Below are 266 nucleotides of genomic sequence, written 5' to 3' on the forward strand. Positions count from 1 at the left end.
ATCAAACACTCTATACCGCTCCAAACTATAGATTTATCGCTACAGCAGAACTACATGTCTCAGCGCAATCTCGCGCTTAACTCTAACACGCGCTTACTCTCCCTTGCCGGCTACCAAGCGTTCTTTGCTGCGCTCAACCAAGATGCAAGCAGCTTGCCAGAAACAGAGACTGATAAAACCTGTGCGGGTATTTTACTGTTATCTATGATTACTGGATTGCCAGTTAAATCCTTACTAATACCCGGCTATATCGGTCATCCTAATAT

The 266-nt window shown here is 44.4% G+C and carries 1 protein-coding gene; it reads left to right on the forward strand.

All coding sequences use genetic code 11. The features are described 5' to 3' along the window. Positions 1-54 precede the first annotated feature (54 nt). Positions 55-266, forward strand: a 212-nt coding sequence (locus tag AAEZ18_RS18995; protein ID WP_352255969.1) for a hypothetical protein, incomplete at its 3' end; no start/stop codon positions are given.

The sequence above is a fragment of the Pseudoalteromonas sp. 19-MNA-CIBAN-0066 genome, assembly GCF_040308705.1.
Lineage (GTDB): Bacteria > Pseudomonadota > Gammaproteobacteria > Enterobacterales > Alteromonadaceae > Pseudoalteromonas > Pseudoalteromonas nigrifaciens.